Origin of the sequence: Moorena producens 3L (assembly GCF_000211815.1) — a bacterium.
GTDB lineage: Bacteria > Cyanobacteriota > Cyanobacteriia > Cyanobacteriales > Coleofasciculaceae > Moorena > Moorena producens.
Genome location: NZ_GL890945.1, coordinates 26,203 through 50,587, shown reverse-complemented (window position 1 = coordinate 50,587; position 24,385 = coordinate 26,203). Strand labels below are relative to the sequence as shown.

The following is a 24,385-nucleotide window of genomic DNA, read 5'->3' as shown; positions in this document are numbered from 1 at the left end:
TAAATAACCCAATAATAGGAAATATGCCAGCAAAAAAATATCTGACACAAGAGCAAAAAACAATACTTCAAAAAGCCTTAAAAATAGAAGAAAATGGAAATATTAGAGAACGTATTTTAATTTTGCTGTTGTTGAATAGTGGAAAAACACAGTTAGAAATTGCTGAAGTTTTGGGTTGTTCAAAGAACACAGTCTGTTATTGGTGTGTCCACGGAGATCCAGATGACTTAGAGAGTCTTAAAGATAAAAGAATGAAAGGCAATCACCAAAAAGCAACAAAACAATATATAGAAGTATTATTAGAATTAGTCGAAAAAGAACCCGAAGAATTAGGATATGAATTTGGTCGATGGACAGCTCAAAAATTAGCCGTTCATTTAGAAGATACAACAGGCATCAAGTTAAGTGGGTCTCAAGTTCGTAGGATACTAGTCAAGAAAAAATATGTTTACCTTTGGTCAAAGTATAGCTTAGATTCTAAAAAAGACCCTAAAAAAAGGGAAGCATTTAAAAAGAAACTAGATGAGTATTTAAAAATAGAAAAAGAAAGCCCAGAGCGTCTTCAGGTATGGTTTTGGGATGAAAGCGGATTTAGTTTGAGAGTCATCAGAAGAAAAAACTGGTGTAAAAGAGGAAAGCGAAAAAAAGTTAGAGGAGACCGTTCGCGCAGCGTCGGGCTTTGCCCGAAAGGCAAGGGAGAGTTAATGTGATGGGAGCTTTGCGATATTCAGAGAAAAAAAGATTTGTAGATTTCCTCAAAAAAAGCAATAGTCAAACTTTTTATGAAGTTTTAAAAACCTTTTATAAAGAGCTAGAAAATGAATGGATGGAAGCGGGTAATCAACTAGAAGACTTTGCTAATAAAGGACCGAAAATCGTCATTATTTTAGACAATGCTAGTTTTCACAAAAAAGCCGAATATATTCATAAAATAGAAGAAGATATGCCGAATATTTATTTAGAATATCTTCCCGAGTATAGTCCTGATTATAACTTAATTGAATTGGTTTGGCATTCAGCAAAAGAATATATTGCCAATCGAGTTTTCAAATCAATTGAAGAATTAGAATGTTTGTTAAATCATCTTTTAAATGAAGGAGGGTTAATTATAAAATGGGTACGAAAAATAAAAAACAAAGGCAATGCTGTTATCACAGTTTAAATGCGCAACAGCTTAATAACGGTATGGAATTATTTTTCAAAGCATCATCGATAGAAATGAACGGCTTCCAATTTTTTTCGTTTGGAAAAAAGATGCTGCTAATACGTTGGAGATTACCTATTGTATGGCTAGCACCAACAAATATTAAGGATGCAATTAAACCTGGAATAAACGTAATAACCAAGAATATCGAACAAACTATCAGCTTTAAAAATTGACTAATAGCAAAAAAACTTATACCCAGCGTTATGATTGAAACACCAATACCCAAAATAAACAGAATAGCACCAAGAATTGGATTGATTTCAGCTATACGGATTCCAATCATCGATACAACTACTAGTATTATAGAAATAATACCATGATTTATGAAATCCCTTAAAAGCGAGAAAAGTTCTTCAAAAACTTCATTAAAAAGCTCGCTTATGTTTTTATATTCTATTGTTAGTCCATAGGCTGATAGCATAAATAATAAGCCAGCAATTATCAGACTAGTATTTCTATCGCTACTGAACTGAGAGATCATCGTTTCAGAGATAGAGTTGGCAGCCACTATTACTGAAACGATAGGGAACATCCCTAATACTGCAATGACAATAAAAGCATTAGCAAACTGAACATCGTAATTCACTTTATTTTTGATTTTGATAAAACAAGGAATACTCGCCAATAGATAAATAGCGATAAAAACCAGAGACTTAATAATCACCTTATCCCCAAAGGGAACTTTAACTAGGGAAATTAGTAGCCAAGGAAAAATTATATAAATTGATAGGATTAAAAGATGAATAAACTTTTCTGTATCATAAGGAAATATTTTTTCATAATTTCCATAACTGTATGTCTCCTTCAAACTGATTTTTGGATAAAGAGGACTTATATAAGCCCTTAATATAATTAAAAAAAATATATTTTTATCTATTGAAGTTAAACTTAAATTTAAAAAAAAGTAAATCATCCATAGAGTCACGAATAGTTATCATAGGAATCATAGGAATCATAGGAATCATAGGAATCATAGGAATCATAGGAATCATTATAATTTCCGTAATCATAGCTGGATTCATAACTCGTCGGTTCATCATAGGTTGGAGTTTCGTAAGTAGAAGTTTCATCGATAGTTGAAACTGGAATATGTTCATCAAAATTAGAGTCATAGGGGTCACTTGAATAAAATCCTGAGCCAGAAGCTGCTTGCTCTTCTTGTTTAATTCTTTCTTCAACCCGTTCAAAAGATTCATTAATCAGTGCCTCAAGGGAATCCTTGGGATCGTTAAATGATGAGTTATCTTCTACGGGTGCAAAGGATGGTTGCTGGATCCCACTTGAGTGATCAAAGTTTAATTCGTTAAGTCCCTGAGCTAGGGGATCAGCTGATGGGTCATCATATTGATCAGAAGAATTAAAGATGGCTGAAAATGGATCAGAGTGTTCCCAATTCATCTCTGAAATCGGTGGTGGGACTTCTGGATCTGATTCAAGTTTTGCCATAATTTCATCCCAAGCAGCATCAATATCACTTGGTGACTGTGTATTATAGTGGCTTGAGTTTGTAGAAGTCTCTTGTGTCAGGAGGGAATTACCATTCACTTCAGCATCAGAATAAAGACTATCTACTGTCTGCTCAATTTGGCTGTGGTCATTGGTATCAGATACATCTGGGAAATCAGGTACATTTGGAACAAGAAGACCATTAGGTAGTATTTTGTAGGAGTAGTTTGGCTCGACTGCTTGATCCGCCTGCTGTTCTACAGGCTCTTGGGTTTGTGATTGATTTTCTGATGGATATGAATTAGTAAGTGAAGAATTAAAATCTGAGAAAGGGATTGATATCAACTCATCAACGGCTACACCTTGACCTTGATGATCCATTATGGTTGGGGTATCTTGGTCTATGGCATTGACAATGTCTCCTTCTGCTTGGATGTTATCTCTGGTATCAGTAGTCACTTCAAGCAAACGTCCATTCGGCATTATTTTGTATGCAGTTTCTAGAGTGGTTGCTGCTTCTGGGGTTTGATTGTTTTCTGTTGTGTCTGACTCTGTTGTTGGAGTTGAGTGAACCTGTAGTGCTGGTGTGACTGAGTTTGGAGTTGTTGGGTCTGTCTGATCAAGAATCTCTAGAATCTCTTCACTATCTATGTCTACTTTAGCTTGTACAAGCTTTCCATTTTTAAGAATGTGTCGAATCTCCCATTTTGCTGTTTGACTATCTGCCAGTTCCTCAGGGTTTGGGGAGATAATATTTTCTGTGGTAATTTGTTCTAAATTAGCAACAGAGACATCAGTAGTAGCGGGATTGGTTGTGTCGTAAGATTGTTTGTCAGGATCTTTTTTGGATTCTTCAGGAATGATAGGGGTTTGTTGATTTTCTTGATCTTGAATCGAAGATCGATCTTGGAGGGGAGTATCTAGTGTTGGGTGAGTATTTAGGAAACCATGGTCTTGAATTGTTTGCTCTACTTTATCAAGAATCCCTAGCATCTCTTCGGTCTCAATATCTACCTTAACTTCTACAACTGTTCCATCCTCAAGAGTAATAGATCGAGTCGCCCATTTGGCTGTTTGACTATCTGCCAGGTTTTCAGGGTTTTGGTAGACAATAGTTTCAGTGGTCGTTTGTTCCAGAAATGAATCTTCATCATCATGATTTAGTCTGTCATATACTACTCCAGTTTTAATAGTTGTATCAAAGGCACTCAATTTACGATTTATATTGCGAATATCTTCTTCAATCTTTGCTTTTTCAGTTTCGATCTTATTCCTGTTATCAATAATTTTATGGTCAGCAAGATTATCTGTCAGCTCAAAAGAACCTTGAGGACTGAGGTTTTTAAGATGTTTGTTAAGAATATAAACTTGATTTCCTCCCCCGGGGCCATATTGTTGATTTTCTAATGCTTTACCAGAAGCCAAAAGACCATCATAATTGAAAACTTTTGCATTTGTCTTATACGTGCCATGCCAAGGTGCATCTGGGTTATAGCCAGGGGAGATTTGAACCAATTCAGAAAAGTCTCTGGCTGTACCAGTTTTAATTTTTTCCAGTTCTTCCTGATTCGAGACTATACGAAACCAGTTACCATCAGGTTTATCACTAGGTATTGGAGATAATTGTAGAACAGTTACATTTGAAACGTCTTTATTACTCAGCTTATCAACATTACCATATTCAATTGAACGTTTTTGTTCTCTAGCAGCAACTTTAGCAGGTGATCGCTGTAATACTGAGGGCAATTCTAGATTTGAGCCAGCCTTGGCAACTTTTCCAATACCTTTTGTTCCGAATAGTTCAACAGCTCCACGACCAATCGCTTCTCCATAATTACCCTCCTCCCAATCTTTACGGTATGGTGCAGCAAGAGCATCAAATCGTTTACCAAAGTTCTCTTCTGCTTTATTGGCTTTTTGCGGATTTGTAACTTGGCCACCAGTCACATACCATACATCACTAACAAAATCACCTGTCTGATTTGCAAAGGCCTTAGTGCTATCCCACCTTTGGTGTGCTTTTTCAGGGTTAAAATACCATCCACCAGTTAAATACCATGAAGTACCTAATAAATCCGTCGTCAAATCATATGTTCCAATCACCCCTTCAATCGCACCATTTCCTGCTCCCTTAACAAAGCCCCAAAGCTGATCGACAAAGCTGAACTCTTCTTTATTTTCACTCATGTTTTAATTCTACCTAGCTTGATAACATTGTTAATTAATAATTTAGAATTGTCATTTTAATACTCAAACAATTATCTATTGTGACTTCCGAATATTTGTACCTCCACTCATTCCAGTTACTTTACTCTTCTTATCAGGAGGCAGAAGATTGAGCAATGCCAAGTTAACCTGCTCCAACTTCTCAACATTACGACTCTCAAAATACTTAGCTCCCAAATTCAACAGTTTTATAGCCTCAGCAGGATCAACAAAATCTTCTGTCTGATCTACTAAGTGTGCAAACAGACTAAGATGGAATGTCGGGCTTTTCATCTGTGCCGTCACACCCAGTTGATTCAATTGCTCAGTCGTAGCATTAATCCTAGATACACTCCCAGACTTCAGCACCCCTTCCTCTTGTTGCAGCAGTTGATTCAAGGTTCGTTTATCAGCCTCAGAGCCACTGTCCTCAATAGTACGGCAGCAAAATCTCTTTGCCTCCTGATACTTCTGAATTGCAGCAGAAATATACTTATCACGAGTCAAGCTATCCACCTCTTGGGCTACCTTTCGCTTGTCATCTTCTAACTGATAGCGTATATCCGTCACATCGTCCGCCTTGACGGTTAGCAACTTAGCGCTAATTTCATCAACCTGCTCCCGTTTTTCCTTGAGTTCTTGCACCACAACCTGTTCATTCCTTTGTTGAGCCTCCACAATTTCACTGGAAATTTTAGAGGACAAATTCTGCACCTCGGACTTCAGTTGGTTTAAGGACACACTACGCTGCTTCGGCTCAAACACTTCCTTAAATTCCTGATCAACCAAGGGAATATAAACAGATAGCTTTAAGGTCCGAGACTCAGACATTTCAATTGTGATCTCAATCGTAGTTCCTGCTGGAATATTCCTGGTAAACCGAGTGCCCTTTAAGACTAAATAGCCAATGGTCTGATTGGCTTGAGGTAATGCATCTTCTGGTCCCTCTAGGATATTGATTCGGATTTCATCATCTGTGCCATGGCGCACCAACCTGGACACTTGCACCTCATAGTCCTGTTTTTGGGGAAGAGTGCTATTTTCTCTGAGAATAGCTTGACACCGTGTCTGTTTAGAATTCTCATCCTCAATCTCAATACAAATGTCATGGGGTAGGGTTTGTCCCCTAACAGTGGTTATCCCTTGATAAATTTGAATTGTGTTGTTATCAATGGGAACTGCATTACCATGACTATCAAAAATCTTGAATTCAAAGATATTCTGCTCTTGCTCAACCAGAGGTAAGTCTTCTTCAATCTCTCGTTGTAGGGGTTTCAGCCCGGAATCAAAACCTCCATCGGCTCTCAAAATCCGGTAATAAAGACCCTCTAAAGCCCCTTCTACTCTTGCTTCAAGAAACTCCTCCAAATCACGAGACACATGGGGGTATTCCATCCTTAGTGCTAATCCACTGGGAGAAGACTTTGATGAATTTTCCTCTATCTTTCTCGGTTTAGTTGCAGCAAACAATGCAGCTCCCTCTGCTACAACCGTTGTAGGATCAACATCCAAATTTACCGGTATCTGTAATGATTCTTCTAGGCGTTGACGCACATAGGGGATGTAAGTAGATCCCCCCACCATCAATACAAACTTGAGATCCGATGAACTGAGAGACTTGCTCTGTAGCAATGATTTAATTAAAGCAATTGTCTCATCAATATAAGGCTGGATTAACTCTTCAAACTGAGAGCGTGTAATTGTTACTTCCAGATCATGCTCTTCACCCTTATCGTCTTCAATTTCCTCAATCTCTAGGTCATAATATTCCATGGAAGAGAGGGCAATCTTAGCTTCTTCCGCTTTCAGCAAAAGTTTGAAGTAAAGAGAATTATACTTACTGCTTTTGCTCTTCACTTCACCTAATAAACCACTGATACCCAACTGCTTTTCTATAGAATAAATCAGAATTTTATCAACAATAAGGTTGTCAAAATCAGCTCCCCCTAAAAAGTTATTACCTTTGTTACCAAGAACTATCATTTCTTCATCACCCACCTCCAGAAGGGCAACATCAAAGGTTCCACCCCCCAAGTCATAAACTAGCCATTTTTGCTCATCAAACTCTACTCCTTTCTCCTGATTGGCATAGGCTATGCTGGCAGCAATAGGTTCCTGAAGCAAAAACACTTGCTGAATTCCAGCCTGATGAGCAGCATTCTCTGTAGCCTGAGACTGATTGGTATCAAAAGAAGCCGGTACAGTAATCACTGCTGCATCAACTACTTCTCCGGTTCTAACGAACGTCTTTAATTCCTTTAGAACTTCAGCAGATAGATCGACGGGTGTTTTAGATCCTTGGAGATCCTCAATTAGAAACTCTTCATCAGTTCCCATCTTACGTTTGAAGAAAGCAACTACATTCTCAGGATATTTTTTCCAATACTCTTTTGCCTTATCTCCAACGAATATTTTATTTTTCTTGAATCCCACAACGGATGGTAGTGTTCTCTTTCCGTGAACTGTGGGATTAGAAAATACATCTACTTTTCCTTTAGAGAACTTAGCAATTGCAGAATTTGTCGTTCCCAAGTCAATCCCAATATTGATTGTGTGTGCCATCCGGTTATCTCCTTGAATTTGTGAATAATACCTAACTATGAAATAGTGATTTGTATTGATATACAAATCCTCTAAAATTATTTAGAGCTGACATCATTGCCTGTAAATCTTAACTTAAGACGAGAAAACTGTTCTTTAATAAATTTACAAATATTCATATTTGAGGGAATCATGCTAGGTTTTTCGCTAATTTTTTCCCTAGCTTCTTCTTGGATCCCTTTAGATTCCACAATAACAGTTGCTCGACGAACAATACGTGATGGAGAGGATTCATTCTCCCGGTATCGAATCGTTGGCTTGATCACCTCAGAAATTACCAATTCTTCAGGGGAATCACTAGAGATATGAGCATCACAGTCAGTCCGGGTTTCATTATACGTCCCTTTGGGAATTTCATAAAACCATCCCAAGGATTGAAAGTAGTCTTTGAGCTTTTCTACATTTCTATGAATTGTATGTTCTGTAGTCAGTTTTTTCAGCTTTTTCTCAATTTCAAAGACTTGATACAAGGCTGAAGAAAAATCGGGCTGTAGTTGTTCGGTAATTAATTTATTTTCCATGGTAGACTGCAATATTTTATTGAACCATTTTAATTTTTAGTCAAACTTATCTTGACATCTTTCCAGTAATCATCAATTCCTGAAACCTCAACACATCCCTAATCAGTACACCATTCCATTCCTTCTCAGTATCGATTAATGCTCCTCTATCTCTAAGACTAATTACTCCCGATTTGATTCTAGATAAAATATAAGGATCTATTCTTTTTTTATACTGTTCTATACTTAGTTCTTTATCCCTAAACTTGTTATCATACTTGATATAATTTTCAAAATTTTCCTTGTTTTCTAAAAATATATTTATATACTTTTTGTTTGTTGTGACAAGTACTAAATTAGGATAATCATCTGAACTAATTAGAGTAAAGTCATGGTATTTGCAGAAAAATGTGGAGTCTTTAAAATAAATTCTTTGACTATATAAACGACAATTTCCAATCTCTACAACTGTTCCTGTATTAATTTTCACCATAATTTTTTCTGTAATATTGTCCATAATTTTTATTAAGGAAAAGTCTAGTTTTTTCCTTAATTCATCTTCATAGTTTAGATCATCCATCATCGGTGTAAAGGAAATCTGTTGTCCCTGATTATTCAAAAAAGAACAAGTACGAAGTTGCGAGTTGTATCCAAAAGGAACTAACTTAATAGCTTCAATACTTTCTAGATCCCAGACTGTTCTTCCATATCTAATGTAATCATCTGTAATTTCAAGTGGATGAGAAGCATTTAAATAAAGATTTAAATTTAGCTTACGGTCTTTACTTTTGCCTTTATCCTCAATAATCTTATCTTTAATCTCTTTTACCCTCTTGCTGGCATTTTCCGAGACCTTTAATTTAGAGGCTAAGTCAATAACTTTCAGAGAATATTCCACCAAAAACTCATATTCAATATGCTCAGATGTTGGCAAGCGACATAGTTTGAATCCTATTTTAATAAGACATTGAGATATCCGATCTTTAGCTATCAAAAAGAAGGGATGATTAATTGAATTCACTAACTCAATATCCAGAACTTCTTGGATCTTCGCCAAAAGCTCTTTTTCATCAAAGTGTTTAGGATCTATACCAAAATCAGCAATCTCCTTCAGAGCATTACAGCAGCTTTCTAAAAATTCATAGGATCGACCAAAACAGATTTGATAATGCTCTGGAAGAACTAAGAGTTCTATTGAGAACAAACTCTTAATGGAACCTAAATCCTTAAAGCGTATCGCTTCATCAAGTTTATTCCCATACTGTCGAGCAAAGTATTTTCCAATGAATCCCCGGAATTCTTCATCCTGGTAATCAGGTTTAGAAACATATTGCTCAAAAAATTGAAAATCTCCGAAAGTTAGAAAGTCATGTAGCTTTTTGTCCTTAAATATAATAAAGTGGAATTTTTTATTCTGCTCATCTCGAAGATCTTCCAAATATGCTTCTGCCTGCTTGATCTTAAAGCCTTCTTTCAATTCAAACTGATTGTCGTTAATTTTTAGCTTTGCTAAAAACCTTTTCTTCTGTGGGCGAATTTTAGTAGCAGATATATCTTCTACAGTATTGTATTTTTCAGGATCTAAGCCAAGTAGTGTAAAGGGATTAACATATACAACAACTGTGTCTCGCCTTGATGCGGTTAAAATTTTTTCGCCAAACTCCTTAGATATCCTTCCAAGCTGCCAATCCCCAATCTCACCAAAGCTAATCATGCGCTGAGCAACTTCAATGTTTCCTTGAGGTGCTTTCATAAGGCGACGACAAAACTTGCGTAGCCACGACTGAAATGTAGACTGATCAATACTTACTGGCTGTTTAGCAAAAAAATCTTCAATCTCAGCTTTCTGCCATCCAGTGGATACACCTTCTAAGAGGCTTAGAAAGATTGACTCATATTCAGCATCTTCCAGAATCTGTTCCGGTTCCGGTAACTTTCCCAAGTCACTTTTCACAAATTCTATTAAGGAAGGTAGCTTTCCTTTTTTAATGTATGACCATTTCTCCTGGCGAGAAAGTCCTTTCCACCATTGCTCATATTTTCTCTGGAAGAATATCTTGCTACCCAGGGCTATGGTGACAAGCAGCATTAGTAAAAGTGGTAGAGTTATCAGCATCCTTTAAGCACTTGAACCTAGTACTTTACCATAGACGTTTTGACAAGTAATTTATATCTAAACTGACTCGTATTATCTAAGGGTTATAGAAATAATTAACCTGTCATACTTGTTGTAGTAAACTACTAGGCTGAATTACAAATAAACGATATAGCTGGAGTTGAATTAAATTCAACTCCTATCCAACAAACAAGGGAGGATGTCAAATTCGCAGAACAAATGTACTAAAATAACTCATCACTGCTACTGAAGCCCCGAAAACACTGTACTTCAAGTGTTCTTACAAAATTGACCTGCTCCCACAAACAATGCCATTTAGTCAAAAAAATTCAGGGCAAACCCATCTTTTTAGAAGCCTTACTCAGAAGCAATGCAGTGGTGTCATGGGGGTTTTCCCCATGAGCAACTGCATCAAGAGGTGCTACCCGTGGCGAATTAAATTCGCCAACAGAAAGCGCACCTAACAGATATTTCAAAACTAATAAGTATAAAAACTTATCGCTTGAATATCATATCCAGTAGGCATTTGAAAATAAGATGCGTTTACCCTGAAAAAGATTTTAGCTTATATTTTTTCAAGCTCATTGGCAATATAGCATACAATATAATTTCTAGTCAATATCATTTCTACTTAATTCATTTACCCCATCCTTGGAGTAGAACTAGACACAGGATATTAAGTAATGTTACAAACTCCTCCTTGTGTCACATTCACTAGTTCCAACCCTTGGAGGGTTAGGCTACCCGATGTCGGATAACCCAAGCGTGATTAATTAATTGATTAATTAGGCAATTGTCTGCTCATCAAGCTCTGTTTAAACAAATGCCTCAACACAGCATAATATACTACAAAATGTAAATTTTGTAATAGAGAAAGCTTGTTATTCGGGTAGAACAGTCCTGGCCCAATCTATGAAATAATGACTTTCTAGAAGGAGGCTCGTGACAGTTAACCAAAATGCACACATAATATCTTACAATATCTACCAAAATATGCCAAGATAAAAACATGGCACTAATACCACTCCGTAAGGCGGTCGAACTTACGGGACTCTCCAAGAACACATTGAGGAAATACGCGGATGATGGAACGATCAGGTGCGAAAAAACTCCAGGAGGAACAAGACTCTTTGATCCCGAAAGCTTGCTCACTTTCGGACGTAGATCTACAGATGATAGAACTGTTCGGGTTGCAAGCACAATTTGCTACTGCCGAGTCAGCTCCAGCAAGCAAAAAGACGACCTTGTCCGACAAATCGCCTATATGCATTCCCTTTTCCCACAAGCCGAAATCATCAAAGACATCGGCTCAGGTCTCAACTACAAAAGGAAGGGACTTAAGACCATACTGGAGCGGCTTATGCGAGGAGATCAGCTCACGATTGTTGTTGCCTGTAGAGACAGACTTACCCGATTCGGGTTTGAACTCTTTGAGCACCTGGTCAGTATCAACGGTGGAAAAATCTTGGTTCTCGACCAACCTAAAAGTTGTCTTTGATCAGAACTTACAGCAGATCTTCTCTCCATCATTCACCTCTTCTATTGTCGCGTCCACGGGCTCAGAAAATACGGGGCAAAAATCAAAAAAGATTCGGATATTCCTCAATGCTGAACAGCGGTCTATTGTTCGTCAATGGTTCGGAGTGTCCCGCTATGTTTTCAATAAGACCGTCAAAATACTCCAGAATGGAGAAGTTAAAGCCAACTGGAAGGCTATTAAAACAGGGATATTAAATGACCTTCCAGAGTGGTGCAAGGCAGTACCTTATCAAATTAAATCGATAGCGATTAAGGATGCCTGCACCGCTGTCAGGGAAGCTAAAAAAAAGTACAAAAAGACTAAGCAAATTAACCGAGTTCGATTTAGATCTCGAAAGAATCCTGTCCAGTCTTGCTATATTCCTAAATCAGCAGTTTCAGACAAGGGGATCTATCATACAAAACTAGGGGAATTAACCTTTGCCGAGAGCCTGCCTGATAATATCTGTGACTGTCGATTGACCAGTACTAATGGGGACTACTACCTTGTAGTCCCCCACAAAGTGACTAACGTTAAAGCCGAAAACCAAGGTAGAGTAGTTGCTTTGGATCCTGGAGTTAGGACTTTCTTGACATTCTTTAGTGAAACTTCTGTCGGAAAAATTGGCAATGGTGATTTTTCTCAAATTCAACGCTTATGTCAACACCTGGATAATCTGATTTCAAAAATAAGCAAAGCCAAAGGTGGCCAGAAGCGTCGAATGAGAAAAGCTTCCAGGCGGATGGTGATCAGGATTCAAAACTTAGTGAACGAGATCCATCACAAAGCTGCCAGATTTATAGTTGACAATTTTGATGTAATTTTGCTTCCCACCTTTGAGACTTCTCAGATGTCGAGAAAAAGTGATCGCAAACTTAGATCAAAAACAGTTCGCAATATGCTCTCTTTCGCTCATTACCGTTTCAAAGAATTTCTCAAGCACAAAGCCCAAGAGTCAGGAAAGATGGTGATAGACGTCTGCGAAGCCTATACGAGTAAAACTGTCAGCTGGACTGGGGGTGCGGCTCGTTCTTACTAGGAGCCTCTAGAAACTAGAGGGGTATGAGTAAGGGGAATCGTGAGGGTAACACCCTCAAAAGATTTCTAACTATCTATTGGATGGCGGTGAAAACCCGCCCCTTGAAGAGATAAGTGACTCCCTATCTGGCCACACCGAGCAGGGCGACATCCCTACAGAGTGAAGCTGGCACCAGGGCGCAATCAGTTGAAAAGAAGCAGGTAACAACACTGGCGCTAAAGGGGAGGTGACATGGTTAAACAAGTCCTAGAAAAATGTCCTACCAGCCTACCATAACCTGAAAAACCAATATGGAATGTATCCTCTACTCTCACAGCGTCTTCTCCAGAATAGCTGTAATCTCCGAGAGGAGGATGGGCAAATTGGACTGACCTAAATCACCACAACAATCTAATAGATGGAACGAGTAAAAACGGCAGCAACACGAGGTCTAAGGAACGGTCGAAACCCTAGTAAGTTATGTCAAACTTAATCCCTCCTGCCGGGTAGGATGTGACCGAAAACTGGTCACGGGTATCAAGTATATAGACTTTGGAGAAGAGCATGGGTAGACACAGCAAAAAAGCTAGTGACCTTTGGAAAGGGCAACAGTGGAAGAAACTTCGCCAAAACCTTTTTCGCCTACAAAGACGTTTATATAAAGCAGTTCAAGCTGGAAACCTGAGAAAAGCCAGGTCTCTACAGAAACTGATAATGAAATCCCGCTCAGCACAACTACTGGCCATCCGTCAAGTAACACAGCTCAACAAGGGTAAGAAAACCCCCGGCATTGATGGTAAGTCATCCCTCACATACCGGCAGAGATTAGAGCTACTTGAGCTATTGAACCAATATGGCTCCGACTGGAAACATACTGGACTACGGGAAGTCCCGATAGCCAAGAAGAACGGGAAAACGCGAATGCTGAAAATCCCGACAATCGCTGATAGAGCATGGCAATGTCTAGTGAAATACGCCCTAGAACCTGCACACGAAGCTACCTTTCACGCCCGGAGTTACGGGTTTAGGACTGGACGAAGTGCGCACGATGCCCAAAAACACGTGTTCAATAACCTGAACTCAAGTTGCAACGGCATCACAAAAAGGGTCATAGAACTAGACATCAAAAAGTGTTTTGACCGCATATCACACAGCTCCATAATGGATAGACTGTTAGCACCGGCATCCATAAAACAGGGGATTTTTAGATGTTTAAAAGCGGGCGTCAGTCCGGAATTCACGGAGCAAGGAACACCCCAAGGAGGTGTGGTCAGCCCACTCTTAGCCAACGTGGCACTAAATGGAATTGAAAGCCTACACCAATCAATCCGCTACGCGGATGACATGGTAATATTCCTGAAACCTAACGAAGACGCTCAAAAGGTGTTAAAAAAGGTCAAGGAATTCTTAACTGAACGCGGAATGGAAATCAGCGAAGAAAAGACCAAAATAACTCACTCGACAGACGGTTTTGACTTCCTGGGCTGGAACTTCCGAGTCCAGAAAAATGGAAAGTTCCGAAGTATTCCCTCAGCGGAAAACCTAAGAACCATCAAAAAGAAGATTAAAGCCGTGGCCAACAGCTCGAACTATGGTGCAAAAATAAAGGCTGAAAAATTAGCTCCCATAATAAGGGGCTGGAGAAATTACCACCGGAATTGCAAGATGGACGGCTCCCGAAACTCTCTGTGGTTCACTGCAAAGAGAACAGAAGAGAAATTCAGAAAAGAGAAGAAAATCAATCGATACGAATCCGAAAGATTAGTAAAGAAAGCATTCCCGGCGGTGAAATATAAGGAAAACAAGCATATTAAAGTCAGGGGCACCAAGTCCCCCTATGACGGAGACTTGGTGTACTGGAGCCAAAGGAACTCTGGACTCTACGATAATGCTACTTCCAAAGCCTTGAAGAAGCAAAACCATTGCTGTGGACATTGTGGTCACAAGTTAATAGGCAACGAATCTGTACACCTTCATCACCTAGATGGAAACCACGACAATTGGAAACCAAAGAATTTAATGGCGGTTCACCAGAGCTGCCACCAATACATACACAGCAGCCAAAAAGATACTTAGGAGCCGTATGCAACGAAAGTCGCACGTACGGATTTGTAGGAGAGATGCTCCCCTTAATAGGGGACATCGACTCTAACAGTTGGTCAACATCGGCGGAAGTAAAATTATTAAATCAAAAATTGATGGTCGATCTATGGATCGAGACATCAATGGCGCTCGTGGTATATTTCTGCGAGCCTTGGGAGATACCCCCTGGCTGAGAAATCAGCTTGCATTAGTGAGCCAGGATTGACTTTTTGGAAGATTTTGGCAGCTAAAAAGTATCGGCAAATCCTCGCTGTTTCCAAGCCAAAGAGTTTTGAGCATCAAGTTGAATCGCCTTGTCAAAATCGGTGATTGCTTTTTGATATCGACCGAGTTGATAAAAAGCTGTGCCTCGGTCAATCCAAATTGAAGCAGCTTTGGCATCCACTTCCAGTACTTGGTTGTAGAATGCGATCGCCTCAGAATACCGTTTCAAATCATAAAGCAGCACACTGGCAATTTTTTTGGGAATAATTGTCTGTACCAACTGCTGTTCAAATTCTGATGTGGCTTGAATTGAAACTGCTTGCTTCCAGGCCGTAATCACCGCATCGTATCGTTTTAGTTTATGGTTTGCCTTGCCTTTCTCAAACCACGCTAAAAGGTAATTGGGCTTAATTTTAATCGCTTGATCATAGGAAGCGATCGCGGCTTCGTACTGGCCCAAGCTACTCAACGTATCCCCTCGCCAATACCAAGCTAAGAAAGAGTCTGGCTGAAGTTTTACAATCTGCGACCGTATCGTTATCTCTTCACTATACTTACCAATTCCTCGTAACTGACTGGCTTGTTGCCACAACTCATTGATCATTCTCCCTTGTGCAGCAACTTTCTCTGTCGAGGCGTTACGGTGGTCAAAATCCATCTGAGCAACGACAGTTTGAGCATTAGCACTAGCCATACTTGTCGTGATCAAAGTAGCTAGGGATACTACTACTTGAAACGGTAAATTTTTCATGTTTGGTGGTTAAGCAGTATTCTAGTTGACTTAAAATCAGGGATTACAGTCATAATATTACCAGCAATCTTAGCAAAGACACAGTTACCAAATACACAGTTAGAGGTATCACCATCCAAATGGTTTACCCCACCAACAACTAAAGCGATCGCTACCAATCCTCCAAACAGACCCTAGGCGTCTTCGGGTACTTCCTGCCTTCGTAGTTCAATAAACTTTTTTTTACGTTAACTACCAGACAATTATCTCTAGCATCTAATCATCTGAAATGATTAACCTGTGGACTATCAACGCTATTGACCAACACGCTCACAACCTGCTAACTCCTGAAGCTGCTGCTAATTATCCCTATCCTGCCTTCTTCAGTGAAGCCTATGACCCTGAGATGATTAATCATCATGCCCGTCACAGCCTTTTCTACAAACGAAGCCTTCGGGATATTTCCCAACTCTTAGAGTGTGAACCAGAGGAAGAGGCAATTCTTGAACGTCGCCAGCAATTGGGATTAAAAAAACTAACCCAGCAGTGTTTTAAATCATCTCAACTAGAAGCAATTTTCTTAGATGATGGTTTTCTGCCAAATAAGATTCTTCCTAGAGAATGGCATGAACAATTTCTGCCAGTAAAGCACATCCTTCGTTTGGAATATCTAGCAGAAAATCTCATCCGTGAGATAGATGACTTTGCTACCTTCCTAGACCATTTCCGCTACAACATTGACCCACCACCACCAGGAGTGGTAGGCTTCAAGAGTATTGCTGCCTATCGTACAGGTTTGGATATCCAACAGATACCACAGGAGGTAGCTAAGGAATGTTTTGATTCCTTCAAGCAAGAGGTCTTGAGGGGAAAACCCCTGCGGCTGGTAGATAAGCCTTTAATTGATTTTTTGATTACCCAAGCGCTAGAGATGGCGGCTAAACATGGACTACCTGTGCAGTTTCATACAGGGTTTGGTGACCCAGATTTAGACTTGCCGCTGGCTAATCCAGTTTATATGCGTTCGCTTTTGGAAGACCAACGCTTCCGTAACGCTCCGATTGTCCTGCTGCATGGGTCTTATCCCTATACCCAAGAAGCTGGTTATCTAGCAGCGGTCTATCCTCAGGTGTATTTAGATTTCGGGTTAGCGGTGCCTTTTTTAAGTGTAGCTGGGATGCGTAACGTAGTGCAGCAGTTATTGGAATTTGTGCCAACCAGTAAACTGATGTATTCTTCTGATGCTCACAATATCCCGGAATTATATTACTTGGGAGCCAAGTGGGCACGGATAGTATTGGCACAGGTTTTGGAGGGAGCGATTCACGATGGGGATTTGACTGCTAAGGAGGCGGAGTCGGTTGCTATGGGGATTTTGTGTGATAATGCTCGTGTGCTTTATGGGGCTAATGGTTCTTGATGAAACCGCAAAAGCCCATAGACGCGCTAGCGCTTCGGTGCAGGGTAAGACGGGAAGAGGAAAAGGAGGATTCGAGTTTCTGTTTTCCGGAGACAGTGGCAGGAATGGTGGAGTTAAAAGAAGTAGATGAAATTTAATTACCACCCTGAGCCGTTCCTTCGGGCTTAGGGTTTTTTTGCTGCACTTTCTGCCAACATTCAACAATTACCCAAATCTTAAGATAGCTCAGCTAAAGTTATTAGCAAGTTATTTTGATTCCTGCGCTTAAAGTCTTAGGGGTTTTGTTATTGTTAGGTGGTAATATTAGAAATAAACAATAAATAGTTAACGATAGACTAACTAAACATTAATTACTAGTCAGTAGCTAACATAAGGCGAAAAATAAACCTGTTTTTATGTTCCCTCTCCTCCTATCCGTTACATCCATTACCCATAAGTTGCAGTATCTCTCCTATATTGGTATTTTTAGCTTACCTTAACCCAACACAATTTTAAGATGACCCGTGTAATTGGCTTAATGAGCGGTACATCTGTAGATGGCATCGATGCTGCACTAGTAGAAATTTCTGGCTCAGACTTAGATTTAAAGATTGAGCTACTGGCTGGTGCTACCTATGGCTACCCCACTGAACTCAGGGAAAAAATTCTAGCTGTCTGTGCTGGAAGTCCCCTATCCATGGCAGCATTGGCAGCATTGGATGATGCGATCGCATTTCAATTTGCCCAAGCAGCATTGGCAATTGGGAGTGGTCATCCCCCCGCTGAGTTAATTGGCTCCCATGGTCAAACAGTATACCATCGACCATTAGGGGTTAATGTTGTTCGGGTAGCGTGGCCTATTGGCCAAGGTTCATCCGAGTTGAAAGTTGACAGGTTGAAAGTTGAAAGTTTTCCAGACAACCTGCAACCTGCTAACCTACCCTACTCGAACGCCAAAGGCGAACAACCTGATAACCTTCAACCTGCTAACCTTCAACCTGCTAACCTTCAACCTGCTAACCTTCAACCTACTAACCTTCAACCTGCTAACCTTCAACCTGCTAACCTTCAACCTACTAACCTTCAACCTGCTAACCTTCAACCTGCTAACCTTCAACCTGCTAACCTTGGCCAAAAGGCCACGCTACCCGAACAACCTGTAACGACTCTGGGATATAGCCTTCAACTAGGACGGGGAGAGGTGATTGCTGAGATTACCGGTATCAAGACCATCAGCAATTTCCGTGTGGCTGACATTGCTGCTGGGGGAGAAGGTGCGCCTCTGGTTCCTAAGATAGATGCTTGTTTGCTCCGCTCATCCACCCATAACCGATGTATCCAAAATATTGGTGGTATTAGTAATGTTACTTACTTGCCAGTTAGTGAAGGGAACTGGTTGGAACAGGTATATGGCTGGGATACTGGTCCGGGGAATGCCCTGTTAGATCTGGCTGTCGAGTATTTTACCAACGGTAGAAAAACCTATGATTACAATGGAGAGTGGGCAGCGAGTGGCACTCCCTGTGAGGCTCTGGTCGAACAGTGGCTTGCTCAAGAGTTCTTCAAGATACCGCCACCAAAATCTACCGGACGGGAGTTGTTTAGTCGAGATTATCTCAAGCAGTGTTTGGTAGAAAGTGAAGCCTATAACCTTGCTCCTGCTGATTTCCTGGCAACACTCACAGAACTAACTGTTGCCTCTATTGTTGAGAGCTATCGCAACTTCTTGCCTCAAATGCCAGACCAAGTACTATTGTGTGGTGGAGGGGCAAGCAATCTATACTTGAAGCAACGGCTGCAAATTAGACTAGATTCGGTGCCAGTATTAACCACTGACCAGGTTGGGTTAAGTCGGGATTTTAAAGAAGCGATCGCATTTGCTGTTTTGGCTCATTGGCGTAACCTGGGTATTCCCGGCAATCTACCTCAAGTAACCGGTGCTTCAGAGGCTGTATGTTTAGGAAACCTCTATTCTCCGAGATCGCAACACCAGTCATCCTAAAACTCAGTATTTTAGCGATGCAGCGCGGTCTTGGGGGTCCCCCCCACTCGCTATTGCATCAAGACAGGGATCGTAAGCGTTGTGAAATGCAGTTAATCAGCTGCTCTTGCCATATCAGCTTAGAATCCCCCGTGGGTGAGTCTGGGGGAGAGTTTAACTAGTTTGTCTGTTGCTCCGTAGCAGTTGGGCTACTCGTGGAAGTTTGCCAATGGGATAACCTGAGGGGGTAAACCCCACAACCTTAGGTATAGCAGCTAGAATGAGTGGGGAATGAGAGGGTAATATTCAGTAACAGATAAAGAGTAACACTGTGGCTCACACCTTTTTATTGGAGGAAGGACGCTGGACACTTCGGGGCAATTGGCTGGAACGCAATGGAAAATTAATTGTAGTCAGAGGTGGGACTATGGTTACCTGGAGTCGGGAAAACTGGTTTACTATGGTCACAAGACTGGTTTTTCCCAATAGTGAACGGGAGGATATCTCTTGCCAGTATCTAGGGCGTCTCGATACTGGCGAGCCCAAGTATACCTTTGTCTTACAGCACAGCCTCCTAGGTCGTGTCGAGGGAGAAGGATGGGTGGCTCCAGAATCCATTGTGCAACGGTATTGGGTATTAGGGGATCGCCAACGACGCAGTGGTTTTGAAACCCGGTATCAACGTAATGAAAATATATACTACCTCTCCAGTAGCATTATGGCAGGTCATTATCTCAATAGCACAATGGAAGCAACTTTGGAACGTCAGCCACAATAGAAGTATTCTGGAATTAAGGAAGTTTTAAAAGCAGTACGCCTGTGACCGTTGCTATTGAGTTCATCTTCCTTAGTCCTTAGTCAGTTTTGTCCTTAGTCAGTTTTGTCCTTAGTCCTTTGTGATCCACATTAAGTCTCCTGGTATTAACAAAAGACCAATGACCAATGACCAATTAGCGATGACTAGAGACTAATGATTCATGAACACGTTAGTTTCCAGACCTCACCAAAGAACTTATGATCACAGACCCTAACAAAGGTCGTCTACTCGCCAATCGCTATCAACTGGTCAAGTTGATCGGCAAAGGTGCTATGGGTCAAGTGTATCAAGCCAAAGATATGCTCCTCGGAGGTGTAACGGTTGCCGTCAAGTTTCTCTCCCATACATTATTGAACCAAAAAATGCGCGATCGCTTTGAGCGGGAAGCAACGATTTGCGCTTTGCTTGGTGAGAAAAGCAATCACATCGTGCGAGTTAGGGACTATGGCATAGATGAAAACGATATTTCCTTCTACGTCATGGAATACTTGGCAGGGGGAAATTTAAGCCAAATAATTCACACTAAAACCCTATCCTTACCCCGATTTTTGCATATTACCCGCCAAATTTGTCTGGGATTACAATGTGCTCACCAAGGCATTGTATTTAAAGGCACACTCACTCCAATTGTGCATCGTGATATTAAACCCAGTAACATTCTCGTTGTCGAAGATTCCTCCTTCGGTGAACTGATCAAAATCCTTGACTTTGGCATTGCTAAGCTTCTTCAGTTTGATGGTTCTCAAACCCATTCTTTTATGGGTACTCTAGCCTATTGTTCACCGGAACAAATGGAGGGAAAGGAACTAGATAAACGCTCTGATATCTATAGTCTCGGGGTGATGATGTTTGAGATGTTAACTGGTCACATGCCCATTCTTCCAGAAGATCATTCCTTTGGTAGTTGGTACAAAGCTCATCACTTCAGCCCACCTAAATCCTTTGGATCGATTAACCCCAAGCTAAAGCTGCCGAAGTCCCTAGAGAACCTAATCATGACCTGTATAGCGAAAGAGGTATCTGATCGTCCTCAAAATGTCGGGATTATCCTACGAGCATTGGATTCATTAAACGAAGGTCATGATCGCGGTCGCTATCTGGGTAATCGGATTCAAACAATACTATCCGAGAAGCCTCTGAGTAAGGCAACAGAAATACTTCCCGTATCAGGGAATGATGTTTCTCGGCGAACCTCCTGGCCCGATGACAAGCCTAAAGCATCTATTGTCTTTCCTAAGATAATTCGTACCACTAGCACAACCTTTCCTACCCTCTGGGTGATGCTTACTAAAGAAGAGATTGAGAACCGTCAGGTTAGTACACGCTACAACCAATTCTTGTATGTGATGGTACCTCATCCAATGGTGCTATGGATTACCGCAGTGCATAATCGCTACCACGGTGCTTGTTGGTTTCCTTGCTACTTAGACCTCAAAACAAATCAGGGTCAGAACATAATCAGACTTTTGGGAGATACTGGATATTACCGTATTTTGTTTTTTGCCAAATCACAACCAGAATACTGTGCTAATGTAATGACCTCAACCATTGCTCCTGCCCAACGCCAGCTATTCATTGATTGGGCGAATACGTCTAAGACAATAAAATCAACTAATCAAGGAATGTTGAGCAAACGAATACTTAAACAAGAGTTTGAAAAGCTGAAGCCGAAGATTTTAATGAAGTTAGAAGCTGCTCATACAGATTACCCTACTGATATCTCAGGTTAAAACTTGTTCCTGGCAATTGGTTCCTGGCAATTGGTTACTTTAAAAGATATTTATTTTTTTTCTATTTTCGATTTTACCTATTAAACCGTCAGCCAAAACTAATATAGGGATAGCATCAACTCCCGCTGATACTTTTTCGTCAGGGGATGGTCATTACCGAGCACATCAAACACCGCAATCATGGATTTTCTTGCACCATCATCTCTATAGTTACGATGTTTACTGACAATTTCTAAAAATATTTTGAGTGCTGCTTCATATTCTCCCTCTACAACTAACCGAGATGCCTGAGCAAATAACTGATCTAATTGACTTTCCCCAATAGGATTAGCCTGCTGCTTAAATTGAATCAATGCTCTAACTGCCTGAGCTCTAGGGAAGTATTCTCGATCATTGTATCCAATGGTTTCTAACACTGTGGTTGCCTGTTCTGGCTCATTAATATGAACCAAAAAATTGGCAACTTCAATGACTAAACTTTGATTCTCTGGATACTTGGCAATTAGCTGCTCAAACAGCTGTTTGGCTCGGGATATATCCTGAGTTGCCATGGCAACCCGAGCTTCTTCTAGTCCAATGTCTAGCTCAGACTTCAGATTTAACCTAGCCAACATTTCCCGCAACTGAATCTCTGGTAAAACCCCCACAAAACCAGGAATAATATCACCATTGGTGACAATTCTGACATCGGGTACTCCCTCAATTTTAAAGTTGTTCGCTAAGTCTTGGTTGCGGTCAATATCAACTTTTGCTAATACAAAGTCATATTCTTTAGCTAGTTTCTCTAAAGTTGGTTTGAGCAGTTGACAGGGGCCACACCAGGTAGCAAAGAAGTCTACTAATACAGGCTTCTCAAAAGACTTTTCTAAAACTTCAGTGGCGTAGTTGCTGCTAGTAACGTCTACAGAAAAACCCATATCAATTATTTCCGTTATCCTGTGAAATGAAAGATAAAATGTAAGTATTTAGCTCATGCTTACAAAGATAGGCAAGAGTAAGAAGAAGGAGGGGAGAATAGCAGGGAATTTTTACCAGAAAATATCCCCTCTCTTCCCACACTCCTACCTTCCGCCACACTCGACATCAAGTCAAGGTTTGAGCCTTAACGAGGGTGTCATTCCCCTCTAACCCTTACTCAGCCCGCAGAGGATGTAGCTAAGACTTTTCCTGAGCTGGATGCTGCACTGTCCCGGCTAGATTCTACGAGCTTGCCTAGGATAGCGCTAACGTTAGTCTTGGCATCACCGAAGAGCATATTGGTGTTTTCTTTGAAGAACAAGGGATTGCCAACGCCAGCATAGCCACTGGACATTCCCCGTTTCATCACCACCACGGTACCAGCTTTCCAAACCTCTAAGACTGGCATGCCAGCAATTGGGCTACTGGGGTCTTCCATGGCACTAGGGTTAACGGTATCATTAGCGCCAATCACTAGTACTACATCGGTTTCTGGGAAGTCCTCGTTAATCTCATCCATTTCTAGAACGATATCATAAGGCACATTTGCTTCAGCCAGCAGCACGTTCATGTGTCCTGGTAATCGTCCAGCGACTGGATGAATGCCAAAGCGAACATTGATACCGGCATTCCTCAAAATCTTGGTAATATCGGACACGGGATGCTGAGCCTGAGCTACTGCCATACCGTAACCGGGAACAATGATAACACTCTTGGCCCCTTGTAGCAGCTCTACGGTATCTTCTACTGTGGTCTCGGTGACTTGACCTTCGGGCTGATCACCACCTTTAGCTTTAGCTGTAGTTCCTGCACCTTCGCCGAAGCCTCCTAAAATCACGCTGAAGAAGGAACGGTTCATGGCTCGGCACATGATGTAGCTGAGGATAGCACCACTACTACCTACTAGGGCACCAGTGATAATTAACAGGTCATTGGACAGCATAAAGCCTGCTGCTGCAGCGGCCCATCCGGAATAACTATTGAGCATGGAGATGACCACTGGCATATCAGCACCCCCAATAGCAGCTACTAAGTGGATGCCTAAAACTGATGCGATCGCAGCCATAATCAACAGGGGTTGCAGACCAGTCGTCCCCTCTGCTGTCATGAACTGGTAACCCAGCCCGATCACAGCCCCAAGCATAGCCAGATTGAGTACGTGGCGTGCTGGTAACATTAGGGGTTTGCTGCTGATGATAGCTCGTAGTTTCCCAAAGGCTATCACTGAACCGGTGAAGGTAATTGCTGCAATGAACACACCAATATAAATTTCTAACTGGTGAATAGTTACTTCTGCACCCGTTAGGGATTCCTCCCCTTGCAGGTAATTGGCAATACCCACCAGTACAGCTGCAAGACCGACAAAACTATGGAGAATTGCTACCAGTTCTGGCATGGAGGTCATGGCTACCCGAGATGCCACGATCGCACCAATTATCACTCCTGGTAGAATCATCCCTCCCAGAGTGAGGTATGCCGTTACATCGCTACTTAGGGCAGTGGCAACAAAGGCAATCAGCATCCCAAGAATGCCGTAAATATTGCCTTTACGGGCGCTTTCCTGGTTAGACAATCCCCCCAGGCTGAGAATGAACAAAGCGCTAGCTGCAATATAGGCAACTGTCAACAGATTATTTGACATAGTCTCCTTAGTTTTATGGTGTTCAACTTGAATGTTGTTCGCCCTTGGCGTTCCCGAAGGGTAGGTTAGTTGGTTGAAGGTTAGTTGGTTGAAGGTTGAAGGTTAGTTGGTTGAAGGTTAGTTGGTTGAAGGTTGAAGGTTAGTTGGTTGAAGGTTANTTGGTTGAAGGTTAGTTGGTTGAAGGTTGAAGGTTAGTTGGTTGAATGTTGT

16 protein-coding genes and 2 pseudogenes are annotated in these 24,385 nt (G+C 41.0%); 9 read left to right on the top strand and 9 right to left on the bottom strand.

Features of this window, described 5'->3' with window-relative positions:
• The first annotated feature begins 23 nt into the window (after positions 1 to 23).
• Positions 24 to 1,162, top strand: a pseudogene (locus LYNGBM3L_RS38745) (IS630 family transposase).
• Here LYNGBM3L_RS38745 and LYNGBM3L_RS21900 read toward each other — a convergent pair.
• From LYNGBM3L_RS21900 to LYNGBM3L_RS44080, 6 genes are all read right to left on the bottom strand, one after another.
• Positions 1,152 to 2,132: a hypothetical protein gene (locus LYNGBM3L_RS21900; RefSeq protein ID WP_075873633.1), complete on the bottom strand. Its 981-nt coding sequence runs from the start codon at positions 2,130 to 2,132 to the stop codon at positions 1,152 to 1,154. The pseudogene LYNGBM3L_RS38745 and the gene LYNGBM3L_RS21900 overlap by 11 nt on opposite strands.
• Complete coding sequence (locus LYNGBM3L_RS44085) at positions 2,129 to 4,840, bottom strand: hypothetical protein (RefSeq protein WP_009148832.1); 2,712 nt, start codon at positions 4,838 to 4,840, stop codon at positions 2,129 to 2,131. Before LYNGBM3L_RS44085 ends, LYNGBM3L_RS21900 begins: the two co-directional genes overlap by 4 nt.
• A 75-nt stretch (positions 4,841 to 4,915) precedes the next feature.
• A complete protein-coding gene (locus tag LYNGBM3L_RS21890; protein ID WP_009148830.1) occupies positions 4,916 to 7,420 on the bottom strand; it encodes an Hsp70 family protein in 2,505 nt (834 codons plus the stop codon).
• A gap of 77 nt (positions 7,421 to 7,497) precedes the next feature.
• Positions 7,498 to 7,980, bottom strand: a complete 483-nt coding sequence (locus LYNGBM3L_RS21885; protein ID WP_009148827.1) for a hypothetical protein — start codon at positions 7,978 to 7,980, stop codon at positions 7,498 to 7,500.
• Between the two features lie 46 nt (positions 7,981 to 8,026).
• On the bottom strand, positions 8,027 to 10,048 hold the full coding sequence (locus LYNGBM3L_RS21880; RefSeq protein WP_009148824.1) for a hypothetical protein: 2,022 nt from the start codon (positions 10,046 to 10,048) through the stop codon (positions 8,027 to 8,029).
• A 356-nt stretch (positions 10,049 to 10,404) separates the two neighbouring features.
• On the bottom strand, positions 10,405 to 10,551 hold the full coding sequence (locus tag LYNGBM3L_RS44080; protein ID WP_154659877.1) for a hypothetical protein: 147 nt from the start codon (positions 10,549 to 10,551) through the stop codon (positions 10,405 to 10,407).
• 533 nt (positions 10,552 to 11,084) lie between these two features.
• Between LYNGBM3L_RS44080 and LYNGBM3L_RS36960 the strand changes: the two genes are divergently transcribed.
• The 4 genes and pseudogenes from LYNGBM3L_RS36960 to LYNGBM3L_RS50505 form a co-directional block, all read left to right on the top strand.
• Entirely contained in the window at positions 11,085 to 11,573 is a 489-nt protein-coding gene (locus LYNGBM3L_RS36960; RefSeq protein WP_009148821.1) for an IS607 family transposase, read from the top strand.
• Entirely contained in the window at positions 11,530 to 12,633 is a 1,104-nt protein-coding gene (locus tag LYNGBM3L_RS21875) for an RNA-guided endonuclease InsQ/TnpB family protein (protein WP_009148818.1), read from the top strand. Before LYNGBM3L_RS36960 ends, LYNGBM3L_RS21875 begins: the two co-directional genes overlap by 44 nt.
• Positions 12,634 to 13,176: 543 nt before the next feature.
• On the top strand, positions 13,177 to 14,688 hold the full coding sequence (locus LYNGBM3L_RS21870; protein ID WP_009148815.1) for a reverse transcriptase domain-containing protein: 1,512 nt from the start codon (positions 13,177 to 13,179) through the stop codon (positions 14,686 to 14,688).
• A 76-nt stretch (positions 14,689 to 14,764) separates the two neighbouring features.
• Positions 14,765 to 14,920 (top strand): annotated as a pseudogene (locus tag LYNGBM3L_RS50505) (RNA-guided endonuclease TnpB family protein); the annotation flags it as partial.
• 21 nt (positions 14,921 to 14,941) lie between these two features.
• On the opposite strand, the gene LYNGBM3L_RS21865 reads toward LYNGBM3L_RS50505, so the two are convergent.
• Positions 14,942 to 15,670 carry a tetratricopeptide repeat protein gene (locus LYNGBM3L_RS21865; protein WP_009148809.1) on the bottom strand — a complete coding sequence of 243 codons (729 nt, stop codon included), beginning with the start codon at positions 15,668 to 15,670 and terminating at the stop codon, positions 14,942 to 14,944.
• A gap of 268 nt (positions 15,671 to 15,938) precedes the next feature.
• Between LYNGBM3L_RS21865 and LYNGBM3L_RS21860 the strand changes: the two genes are divergently transcribed.
• From LYNGBM3L_RS21860 to LYNGBM3L_RS21845, 4 genes are all read left to right on the top strand, one after another.
• The gene (locus tag LYNGBM3L_RS21860) at positions 15,939 to 17,069 is read left to right on the top strand and encodes an amidohydrolase family protein (RefSeq protein ID WP_009148806.1); all 1,131 of its coding nucleotides are present in this window, start codon (positions 15,939 to 15,941) and stop codon (positions 17,067 to 17,069) included.
• A gap of 496 nt (positions 17,070 to 17,565) precedes the next feature.
• Positions 17,566 to 19,050, top strand: coding sequence for an anhydro-N-acetylmuramic acid kinase (locus LYNGBM3L_RS38740; protein WP_009148802.1), 1,485 nt, complete (start codon positions 17,566 to 17,568; stop codon positions 19,048 to 19,050).
• A gap of 310 nt (positions 19,051 to 19,360) precedes the next feature.
• Positions 19,361 to 19,807: a hypothetical protein gene (locus tag LYNGBM3L_RS21850; protein WP_009148800.1), complete on the top strand. Its 447-nt coding sequence runs from the start codon at positions 19,361 to 19,363 to the stop codon at positions 19,805 to 19,807.
• Positions 19,808 to 20,043: 236 nt separating this feature from the next.
• Positions 20,044 to 21,576 (top strand): serine/threonine-protein kinase, encoded by a 1,533-nt coding sequence (locus tag LYNGBM3L_RS21845; protein WP_009148798.1) that lies wholly within the window; start codon positions 20,044 to 20,046, stop codon positions 21,574 to 21,576.
• Positions 21,577 to 21,674: 98 nt separating this feature from the next.
• On the opposite strand, the gene LYNGBM3L_RS21840 is transcribed toward LYNGBM3L_RS21845, so the two are convergent.
• Together LYNGBM3L_RS21840 and pntB are read right to left on the bottom strand one after the other, a co-directional pair.
• Entirely contained in the window at positions 21,675 to 22,493 is an 819-nt protein-coding gene (locus LYNGBM3L_RS21840; RefSeq protein WP_009148796.1) for a tetratricopeptide repeat protein, read from the bottom strand.
• A gap of 218 nt (positions 22,494 to 22,711) precedes the next feature.
• Positions 22,712 to 24,175, bottom strand: a complete 1,464-nt coding sequence (gene pntB / locus LYNGBM3L_RS21835) for a Re/Si-specific NAD(P)(+) transhydrogenase subunit beta (protein ID WP_009148794.1) — start codon at positions 24,173 to 24,175, stop codon at positions 22,712 to 22,714.
• Positions 24,176 to 24,385 lie beyond the last annotated feature (210 nt).